Source organism: Xanthomonas sp. MUS 060, assembly GCF_000963215.1.
Taxonomy (GTDB): Bacteria; Pseudomonadota; Gammaproteobacteria; order Xanthomonadales; family Xanthomonadaceae; genus Xanthomonas_A.
Genome location: NZ_JZIM01000043.1, coordinates 1 through 7,730, shown reverse-complemented (window position 1 = coordinate 7,730; position 7,730 = coordinate 1). Strand labels below are relative to the sequence as shown.

Below are 7,730 nucleotides of genomic sequence, written 5' to 3'. Positions count from 1 at the left end.
CACCCCGGATTTCCCCGTGAATACCCTGCGCACCAACACCAACCTGACCGTGACCGCCGAACTGGCCAACGGTGTCGTCTACACGCTCTCCAACCGGATTTCCCCGTGAATACCCTGCGCACCAACACCAACCTGANGCCGTCATGGGCCTGTCTGGGCCGGCTGGCTTCAAGGAAACAGCACTGGAGCCAGCCCTACATCAAGGTGGTGGCGCTGTTCACCCCGGATTTCCCCGTGAATACCCTGCGCACCAACACCAACCTGACCGTGACCGCCGAACTGGCCAACGGTGTCGTCTACACGCTCTCCAACCGGATTTCCCCGTGAATACCCTGCGCACCAACACCAACCTGACCGTGACCGCCGAACTGGCCAACGGTGTCGTCTACACGCTCTCCAACGCATTCGTGCGTGGCGAGCCAAAAGCCAAACCGATTGAGGGCACGATCGAGATCGAATTCTCGGGAAGCCAAGGACAATGGAGTAACAACCAATGAGTGATCCAATCGCAACGCAGCAAGCAATCTCTCACGCTTCCCCTGAGCTACGCGGTGCTCGCACACGGCGAAGAAATCGACTGCCTGGTCCTGCGCCAACCCACCACAGGCGATGTGATCGATCTCGGGCAACCAATGCGACTGCTCCCCGGCAATGGCATGGAAGAACCTGCCGTGGAAGTACGCATGAATGTGGTCGCCCATTACGTGGCGCGACTGGCTGCCATTCCACTGTCCAGCGTCAAGGCACTGTCGCTGGGTGATTTTGGACGCGCCACGCAGGCGGTGCTGGGTTTTTTCGGGGAAGACACAGCACCGCCGGATCGAGTGAGGCGCGACTGGCTGCCATTCCACTGTCCAGCGTCAAGGCACTGTCGCTGGGTGATTTTGGACGCGCCACGCAGGCGGTGCTGGGTTTTTTCGGGGAAGACACAGCACCGCCGGATCGAGTGAGCAGTTCACCGAGCGCGTCTTCGAACGAAGTCGCCTGGTTCTTCAAGACTTCCCCGCGCCACGTCCTGAGTTTGAGCCTGGCCGAATTCGAACTGTGGAACCAACACGCCGAGCGCATCGCCCTGCGCCTGCAAGACAGTGCGTGATGCCATCCCAGTCGCCTGGTTCTTCAAGACTTCCCCGCGCCACGTCCTGAGTTTGAGCCTGGCCGAATTCGAACTGTGGAACCAACACGCCGAGCGCATCGCCCTGCGCCTGCAAGACAGTGCGTGATGCCATCCCAATATACCCCCCCCCATCATGTCTGATCGTTTCGAACTCAAGGCCATTTTGTCGGCCAATGCGCAAAGTCTCATCCATGCGCTCAAGTCGGTCGAGGCTCCCGCACAAGCCGCGCGCAAATACCTCACCGACATCGGCAAGTCCGCCTCCGGTCTGGCGGGCAAGTTCGGCTTGCCCATCGGCATCGTCGGCGGCTTAGCGGCCGGTTTTGGCCTGGCCAAGGTCAAGGATGCGGTACATGCCTATGCCGAACTGGGCGAAGCCGTGCATCAACCCCCCCCCATCATGTCTGATCGTTTCGAACTCAAGGCCATTTTGTCGGCCAATGCGCAAAGTCTCATCCATGCGCTCAAGTCGGTCGAGGCTCCCGCACAAGCCGCGCGCAAATACCTCACCGACATCGGCAAGTCCGCCTCCGGTCTGGCGGGCAAGTTCGGCTTGCCCATCGGCATCGTCGGCGGCTTAGCGGCCGGTTTTGGCCTGGCCAAGGTCAAGGATGCGGTACATGCCTATGCCGAACTGGGCGAAGCCGTGCATCACGGCGCCACGCGCGCTGGCATGAGCGTGGAACAGTTTCAGCGCATGAAGTACGTCGCCGAACAAAACGGCGTGGCGGTCGAACAGATGGAAGGGGCCATGGGCAAACTCAACCTGACCCTGGGACGTGCGGCCAACGGACGAGGCAAGGAAGCGGCCGCACTGCTGACCCATCTGGGCATCGCCATGCGCGATGCGTCCGGTCAGTTGCGTTCGGGCATGGGCGTGCTGCCAGAGCTGGCCGACGCCTTCGTGCGCAACGTACGTCGCCGAACAAAACGGCGTGGCGGTCGAACAGATGGAAGGGGCCATGGGCAAACTCAACCTGACCCTGGGACGTGCGGCCAACGGACGAGGCAAGGAAGCGGCCGCACTGCTGACCCATCTGGGCATCGCCATGCGCGATGCGTCCGGTCAGTTGCGTTCGGGCATGGGCGTGCTGCCAGAGCTGGCCGACGCCTTCGTGCGCAACGAAAATCCCGCCGTGCGTGCACGCATGGGAATGGCGCTATTCGGGAAGAAGTGGCAGGAAATCGTCCCGCTGCTGGAAGCCGGTGGCGAAGGCATCGAGCAAGCACAGGCACGCATGTCTCGCTTCAAAGGCGTCATGAGCGAGGAAGACATTGGTCGCTCGCGCGAATTCGCCAAATCACTGCGCGATCTGGAGATCGTCAGCAAGGGTTTCCAGATCATCATTGCCAAGAACCTGGTACCGGCGATCAAGCCGGTGGCGAAGGCATCGAGCAAGCACAGGCACGCATGTCTCGCTTCAAAGGCGTCATGAGCGAGGAAGACATTGGTCGCTCGCGCGAATTCGCCAAATCACTGCGCGATCTGGAGATCGTCAGCAAGGGTTTCCAGATCATCATTGCCAAGAACCTGGTACCGGCGATCAAACCAACCACTGCTGGATGGATTCAACGACTGGATGGCGGCTAACCTGCTGGATGGATTCAACGACTGGATGGCGGCTAACAAAAAACTGGTGTCCACCGAGGTCGGTCGCATCGCCAAGGACTTGGGGCGTGGGTTATCCAGCATCGACTGGCGCGGCATGGCACGCAGTGTGCTGGCGCTCGGACACGGCATCGGCAAGTTGGTCGACTTCGTCGGTGGTCCGCGCAATGCCCTGATCGGTTTGGCGGTGGTGATGAATGCCCAGACCATCATGGCCCTGGGCGGATTGGAAAACTGGTGTCCACCGAGGTCGGTCGCATCGCCAAGGACTTGGGGCGTGGGTTATCCAGCATCGACTGGCGCGGCATGGCACGCAGTGTGCTGGCGCTCGGACACGGCATCGGCAAGTTGGTCGACTTCGTCGGTGGTCCGCGCAATGCCCTGATCGGTTTGGCGGTGGTGATGAATGCCCAGACCATCATGGCCCTGGGCGGATTGGTCTCTCGTCGCCGTCGGGCGCGCGGGGATCGCGTTGCTGGGGATGGCGGCCAGAGCCTATGTCGCCAGTAATGCAGCGCTGCTGTCGATGCTGCGCATGGGGCTGGGCGCATCACAGTTGGTCACCGGTCCGTTAGCGCTCTTGCGCTCGGGCTGGACACTACTGACCACCACTCGATGCTGCGCATGGGGCTGGGCGCATCACAGTTGGTCACCGGTCCGTTAGCGCTCTTGCGCTCGGGCTGGACACTACTGACCACCACGACTGACTGTCTCCATGAGTGGCCTGATGTCCAGCGCCTTTGCCATGGTCGCCGGCGGCATTCGCGCTGTTGGTGCCGCCATGATGGCCAACCCCCTCGGCATCATCCTGGCCATCGCCTCGGCGGCCTGGCTCATCGTCGAGAACTGGGACACGCTGAAGAGCTGGTTTAACAGCTTCTGGAGCTGGATCAAGGCGCATGGCGAACTGATTCTGTCTCCATGAGTGGCCTGATGTCCAGCGCCTTTGCCATGGTCGCCGGCGGCATTCGCGCTGTTGGTGCCGCCATGATGGCCAACCCCCTCGGCATCATCCTGGCCATCGCCTCGGCGGCCTGGCTCATCGTCGAGAACTGGGACACGCTGAAGAGCTGGTTTAACAGCTTCTGGAGCTGGATCAAGGCGCATGGCGAACTGATTCTCACCCACCTGCCTCGGTCCGATTGGCTGGATCGCCAGCACGATCATCCAGCACTGGGAGCCGATCAAGACGTGGTTCGGCGATTTCGTCCACTGGTTGTCGGACAAACTGAGTTGGATGGTCGATGTGGTTCGGCGATTTCGTCCACTGGTTGTCGGACAAACTGAGTTGGATGGTCGATGCGGCCAAGTCCGTCGGTCATGCCTTCGGAATCGGTGTCGAGGACGAGACATCGGTGGCCCCCGCGCGCAGCCGTCCTTCCCGAGGCACGCCTTTTTCGTCGCTGACCTCGCCCGTTGCCGGCGAACGGCCCTCTTTGTTGGGGAAAGCAGCCGGCGGCACCAAAGTGGAGGGCCAGGTCAACATCAAGATCGATGGTCTGCCCGAGGACGAGACATCGGTGGCCCCCGCGCGCAGCCGTCCTTCCCGAGGCACGCCTTTTTCGTCGCTGACCTCGCCCGTTGCCGGCGAACGGCCCTCTTTGTTGGGGAAAGCAGCCGGCGGCACCAAAGTGGAGGGCCAGGTCAACATCAAGATCGATGGTCTGCCCGCCGGCTCACGCGTCGAGCAGGTCCGTGGCGGCACCATGCCGATCAATGTCGATGCCGGTTACAGCACGCATGCGCTGCTGATGCCATAGCACTACACGACTCTAATGGCCACGTATTCCGACGCGCTGCATCCAGCCTCCTTTCGTGGGATGGCCTTCCAGGTCAATGGTGCCGACTGCGGTGTCGGCCGCCGCGTGCAGATCCATGAGTATCCCCAGCGCGACACGCCCTGGGTCGAAGACCTCGGCCGCGCCACCCGCGAAATCGCGCTGGACGCCTTTCTGATCGGCACCGACTACATCGATCAAGCCAATGCCCTACTCTCCCTGCTGGAAACAGCCGGACCCGGCACGCTCGTGCATCCCTGGCTCGGGACGATGCAAGTGTGCCTATCGGCACCGGCACGCGTGCGCTTCGATGCAGCGCTGGGCGTGGCGACAGTGTCCTTGTCCTTCGTCGAGTCGGGCGAACTCACCTTCCCCAATCCGACCCGTTCCACCCAGGCAGCCAGCCGGCTTGCTGCCGATGGACTGGCCACTGCGGCGATCCAAGATTTCACGGACAACTTCACCGTCGCCGGCTTCCAGAGTTTCGTCGCGGCAGCCGCCCAAGGACAACTGGCCACCATGCTGGGGTTCATCGGGGCTGGCCAGAGCGCGCAAGTGCTGACGAATTTTTCCTCCGAAGCGACATCGCTCAACAATCTGGTCACCCAGGCAGCCTCTTTCCTGCGCGATCCAGCGATGCTGGGGCACACGCTGCTTAATGCCTTCGGTATGTCCGGCAGCGCAGGCACCATCGCGGCCTGGTCCAATGTGGTCAAGTTGCTCACCACAACGGCGGCGGCGAAGTCCATGCTCGCGCGCACCTCGATCATTGCGGCCACGCCCTCGCGCAGACAGATCGATACCAATGCCGGCGCGCTCTATAACCTGGGCAGACAACTGCTGCTCGCGCAGGCGGTGGGCATTTCGTCCCTGGTCGGCACTGAGCAGGACAGCGTGCAAGCCGGCATCAGCCAGCCGCAAGGCAGCACACCGACCATCCCACAGCAGGTCNGTGGTCAAGTTGCTCACCACAACGGCGGCGGCGAAGTCCATGCTCGCGCGCACCTCGATCATTGCGGCCACGCCCTCGCGCAGACAGATCGATACCAATGCCGGCGCGCTCTATAACCTGGGCAGACAACTGCTGCTCGCGCAGGCGGTGGGCATTTCGTCCCTGGTCGGCACTGAGCAGGACAGCGTGCAAGCCGGCATCAGCCAGCCGCAAGGCAGCACACCGACCATCCCACAGCAGGTCACCCAAGACAGGATGCTGGCGGCGCGCGACACACTAATCTCCACACTCGACGCCGAGATGCACCACTGCGCAGACGCCGCCTACGAGGCGTTGCAGACAGCCAGCGCAGCGATCTATGCGGACCTGACGACACGAGCGCAGAGCGCGGCACGCCTGACATCCTGGACACCACCAGAGACGATGCCAATGCTGGCGCTAGCCTACGAGATGCACCACTGCGCAGACGCCGCCTACGAGGCGTTGCAGACAGCCAGCGCAGCGATCTATGCGGACCTGACGACACGAGCGCAGAGCGCGGCACGCCTGACATCCTGGACACCACCAGAGACGATGCCAATGCTGGCGCTAGCCTACGAGCTGTATGCCGATGCCTCGCGCGATGCCGAGATCCAGTTACTTACGCAACGGTATCCGCCATCCCGGCTTCGTCCCTCCCAATGCGCTGTGCGTGATTGCAGCCTGACATGACGACCCGTCGCGATCCGGCCGGTGAACCGGAGAATCAGGTGCGCCTGGTGGTGGGTGGCCAGGACTTCGGCGGCTGGAAGAAAATCCGCATCGAGGCCGGGATCGAGCGACAGGCACGCAGCTTCGAACTGGAAGTCACTGATCGCTGGCCCGGATCGACAGCAGCAGCAACGGCGGACACGGCCCCACCACTGTGGCGTCGCATCCGTCCTTTTGACGCCTGCCAGGTGTTCATCGGCAACGACCTGGTACTGACCGGTTATGTCGATGCCACGCCAATCCAATATGACGGCCAGCGCATCAATGTCAACGTCAAAGGCCGCAGCCGCACTTGCGATTTGGTCGATTGCTGCACGCCCGACACCGGTCGCGCGCCGACCGCAAGTCACAGCATGTGGGCAGACGTCAAAGGCAAGGACGGCAAGACCGGCACCGTCGTCACGCCGGCAGCGGCCAACACCAACGTGTGGCGTAACGCCAAGCTGGAAACCATCGCCGCCGCGCTGGCAGCCCCCTATGGCGTGCGCGTGATGNAATGCGCTGTGCGTGATTGCAGCCTGACATGACGACCCGTCGCGATCCGGCCGGTGAGCCGGAGAATCAGGTGCGCCTGGTGGTGGGTGGCCAGAACTTCGGCGGCTGGAAGAAGATCCGCATCGAGGCCGGGATCGAGCGACAGGCACGCAGCTTCGAACTGGAAGTCACGGATCGCTGGCCCGGATCAACAGCAGCGGCGACAGCGGACACCACCCCACCCCTGTGGCGCCGCATCCGTCCCTTCGATGCCTGCCAGGTCTTCATCGGCAACGACCTGCAACGGTATCCGCCATCCCGGCTTCGTCCCTCCCAATGCGCTGTGCGTGATTGCAGCCTGACATGACGACCCGTCGCGATCCGGCCGGTGAGCCGGAGAATCAGGTGCGCCTGGTGGTGGGTGGCCAGAACTTCGGCGGCTGGAAGAAGATCCGCATCGAGGCCGGGATCGAGCGACAGGCACGCAGCTTCGAACTGGAAGTCACGGATCGCTGGCCCGGATCAACAGCAGCGGCGACAGCGGACACCACCCCACCCCTGTGGCGCCGCATCCGTCCCTTCGATGCCTGCCAGGTCTTCATCGGCAACGACCTGGTGCTGACCGGTTATGTCGATGCCACGCCAATCCAATATGACGGCCAGCGCATCAATGTCAACGTCAAAGGCCGCAGCCGCACTTGCGATTTGGTCGATTGCTGCACGCCCGACACCGGTCGCGCGCCGACCGCAAGTCACAGCATGTGGGCAGACGTCAAAGGCAAGGACGGCAAGACCGGCACCGTCGTCACGCCGGCAGCGGCCAACACCAACGTGTGGCGTAACGCCAAGCTGGAAACCATCGCCGCCGCGCTGGCAGCCCCCTATGGCGTGCGCGTGATGACCGAAATCGATACCGGCGCGCCCATCACCGAACACCACGTCCAAATCGGCGAAACCGTGTTCGAGAGCATCGACCGGTTGATGCGTCTGCGCCATGTGTTGTCCACCGACAACGCCCTGGGCGATCTGGTGTTCATCGATGTCGGCAGC

Annotated in this window: 17 protein-coding genes; 16 read left to right on the top strand and 1 reads right to left on the bottom strand. The window is 62.7% G+C overall.

The genetic code is table 11. The features are described 5' to 3' along the window. The first annotated feature begins 105 nt into the window (after positions 1-105). From XANALMUS060_RS22765 to XANALMUS060_RS22760, 5 genes are read left to right on the top strand one after another with little or no spacing between them, the layout of a single operon-like run. Positions 106-327 (top strand): phage tail tube protein, encoded by a 222-nt coding sequence (locus tag XANALMUS060_RS22765; RefSeq protein WP_052688227.1) that lies wholly within the window; start codon positions 106-108, stop codon positions 325-327. Further along, entirely contained in the window at positions 324-497 is a 174-nt protein-coding gene (locus XANALMUS060_RS20725; protein ID WP_161795462.1) for a phage tail tube protein, read from the top strand. Before XANALMUS060_RS22765 ends, XANALMUS060_RS20725 begins: the two co-directional genes overlap by 4 nt. Beyond that, positions 498-950 carry a phage tail assembly protein gene (locus XANALMUS060_RS16275; protein WP_052688226.1) on the top strand — a complete coding sequence of 151 codons (453 nt, stop codon included), beginning with the start codon at positions 498-500 and terminating at the stop codon, positions 948-950. Next, a complete protein-coding gene (locus tag XANALMUS060_RS20720) occupies positions 947-1,096 on the top strand; it encodes a hypothetical protein (protein ID WP_161795460.1) in 150 nt (49 codons plus the stop codon). The genes XANALMUS060_RS16275 and XANALMUS060_RS20720 overlap by 4 nt, the downstream gene beginning before the upstream one ends. Continuing rightward, positions 1,089-1,223 carry a hypothetical protein gene (locus XANALMUS060_RS22760; protein WP_255352395.1) on the top strand — a complete coding sequence of 45 codons (135 nt, stop codon included), beginning with the start codon at positions 1,089-1,091 and terminating at the stop codon, positions 1,221-1,223. Before XANALMUS060_RS20720 ends, XANALMUS060_RS22760 begins: the two co-directional genes overlap by 8 nt. Positions 1,224-1,694: 471 nt before the next feature. Here XANALMUS060_RS22760 and XANALMUS060_RS16265 read toward each other — a convergent pair whose 3' ends face one another. Then, a complete protein-coding gene (locus tag XANALMUS060_RS16265; protein ID WP_045739336.1) occupies positions 1,695-2,081 on the bottom strand; it encodes a hypothetical protein in 387 nt (128 codons plus the stop codon). Between XANALMUS060_RS16265 and XANALMUS060_RS16260 the strand changes: the two genes are divergently transcribed. From XANALMUS060_RS16260 to XANALMUS060_RS16215, 11 genes are all read left to right on the top strand, one after another. Continuing rightward, positions 2,080-2,553 (top strand): hypothetical protein, encoded by a 474-nt coding sequence (locus XANALMUS060_RS16260; protein WP_045739335.1) that lies wholly within the window; start codon positions 2,080-2,082, stop codon positions 2,551-2,553. The two genes, XANALMUS060_RS16265 and XANALMUS060_RS16260, sit on opposite strands and share 2 nt — an antisense overlap. After that, positions 2,550-2,708: a hypothetical protein gene (locus XANALMUS060_RS20715; protein WP_161795459.1), complete on the top strand. Its 159-nt coding sequence runs from the start codon at positions 2,550-2,552 to the stop codon at positions 2,706-2,708. The genes XANALMUS060_RS16260 and XANALMUS060_RS20715 overlap by 4 nt, the downstream gene beginning before the upstream one ends. After that, positions 2,698-3,111: a hypothetical protein gene (locus XANALMUS060_RS16255; protein WP_045739334.1), complete on the top strand. Its 414-nt coding sequence runs from the start codon at positions 2,698-2,700 to the stop codon at positions 3,109-3,111. Before XANALMUS060_RS20715 ends, XANALMUS060_RS16255 begins: the two co-directional genes overlap by 11 nt. Before the next feature lie 330 nt (positions 3,112-3,441). Continuing rightward, the gene (locus tag XANALMUS060_RS16250; RefSeq protein ID WP_045739333.1) at positions 3,442-3,651 is read left to right on the top strand and encodes a hypothetical protein; all 210 of its coding nucleotides are present in this window, start codon (positions 3,442-3,444) and stop codon (positions 3,649-3,651) included. A 26-nt stretch (positions 3,652-3,677) separates the two neighbouring features. Continuing rightward, a complete protein-coding gene (locus XANALMUS060_RS16245; protein WP_152640570.1) occupies positions 3,678-4,013 on the top strand; it encodes a hypothetical protein in 336 nt (111 codons plus the stop codon). 5 nt (positions 4,014-4,018) lie between these two features. Further along, a complete protein-coding gene (locus tag XANALMUS060_RS16240) occupies positions 4,019-4,486 on the top strand; it encodes a hypothetical protein (RefSeq protein WP_045739331.1) in 468 nt (155 codons plus the stop codon). A 15-nt stretch (positions 4,487-4,501) separates the two neighbouring features. After that, the gene (locus XANALMUS060_RS17780; RefSeq protein ID WP_052688225.1) at positions 4,502-5,572 is read left to right on the top strand and encodes a DNA circularization N-terminal domain-containing protein; all 1,071 of its coding nucleotides are present in this window, start codon (positions 4,502-4,504) and stop codon (positions 5,570-5,572) included. After that, the gene (locus XANALMUS060_RS17775; protein WP_052688224.1) at positions 5,496-6,167 is read left to right on the top strand and encodes a hypothetical protein; all 672 of its coding nucleotides are present in this window, start codon (positions 5,496-5,498) and stop codon (positions 6,165-6,167) included. Before XANALMUS060_RS17780 ends, XANALMUS060_RS17775 begins: the two co-directional genes overlap by 77 nt. Beyond that, positions 6,164-6,733 carry a phage baseplate assembly protein gene (locus XANALMUS060_RS23125; RefSeq protein WP_045739329.1) on the top strand — a complete coding sequence of 190 codons (570 nt, stop codon included), beginning with the start codon at positions 6,164-6,166 and terminating at the stop codon, positions 6,731-6,733. The genes XANALMUS060_RS17775 and XANALMUS060_RS23125 overlap by 4 nt, the downstream gene beginning before the upstream one ends. Beyond that, complete coding sequence (locus XANALMUS060_RS16220) at positions 6,730-7,047, top strand: phage baseplate assembly protein (RefSeq protein WP_045739328.1); 318 nt, start codon at positions 6,730-6,732, stop codon at positions 7,045-7,047. Before XANALMUS060_RS23125 ends, XANALMUS060_RS16220 begins: the two co-directional genes overlap by 4 nt. After that, a partial coding sequence (locus XANALMUS060_RS16215; RefSeq protein ID WP_045739327.1) for a phage baseplate assembly protein occupies positions 7,044-7,730 on the top strand: 687 nt, incomplete at its 3' end. The genes XANALMUS060_RS16220 and XANALMUS060_RS16215, both read left to right, overlap by 4 nt.

What these genes read in the sequence shown, in the direction of transcription:
- XANALMUS060_RS16260 (WP_045739335.1), top strand. Translation starts at nt 2,080, where the DNA reads ATGGGCAAACTCAACCTGACCCTGGGACGTGCGGCCAACGGACGAGGC.
- XANALMUS060_RS16245 (WP_152640570.1), top strand. Translation starts at nt 3,678, where the DNA reads ATGGTCGCCGGCGGCATTCGCGCTGTTGGTGCCGCCATGATGGCCAAC.
- XANALMUS060_RS16255 (WP_045739334.1), top strand. Translation starts at nt 2,698, where the DNA reads ATGGCGGCTAACCTGCTGGATGGATTCAACGACTGGATGGCGGCTAAC.
- XANALMUS060_RS16265 (WP_045739336.1), bottom strand. Translation starts at nt 2,081, where the DNA reads ATGGCCCCTTCCATCTGTTCGACCGCCACGCCGTTTTGTTCGGCGACG.
- XANALMUS060_RS20715 (WP_161795459.1), top strand. Translation starts at nt 2,550, where the DNA reads ATGAGCGAGGAAGACATTGGTCGCTCGCGCGAATTCGCCAAATCACTG.
- XANALMUS060_RS16250 (WP_045739333.1), top strand. Translation starts at nt 3,442, where the DNA reads ATGAGTGGCCTGATGTCCAGCGCCTTTGCCATGGTCGCCGGCGGCATT.
- XANALMUS060_RS17775 (WP_052688224.1), top strand. Translation starts at nt 5,496, where the DNA reads ATGCTCGCGCGCACCTCGATCATTGCGGCCACGCCCTCGCGCAGACAG.
- XANALMUS060_RS16220 (WP_045739328.1), top strand. Translation starts at nt 6,730, where the DNA reads ATGACGACCCGTCGCGATCCGGCCGGTGAGCCGGAGAATCAGGTGCGC.
- XANALMUS060_RS16240 (WP_045739331.1), top strand. Translation starts at nt 4,019, where the DNA reads ATGGTCGATGCGGCCAAGTCCGTCGGTCATGCCTTCGGAATCGGTGTC.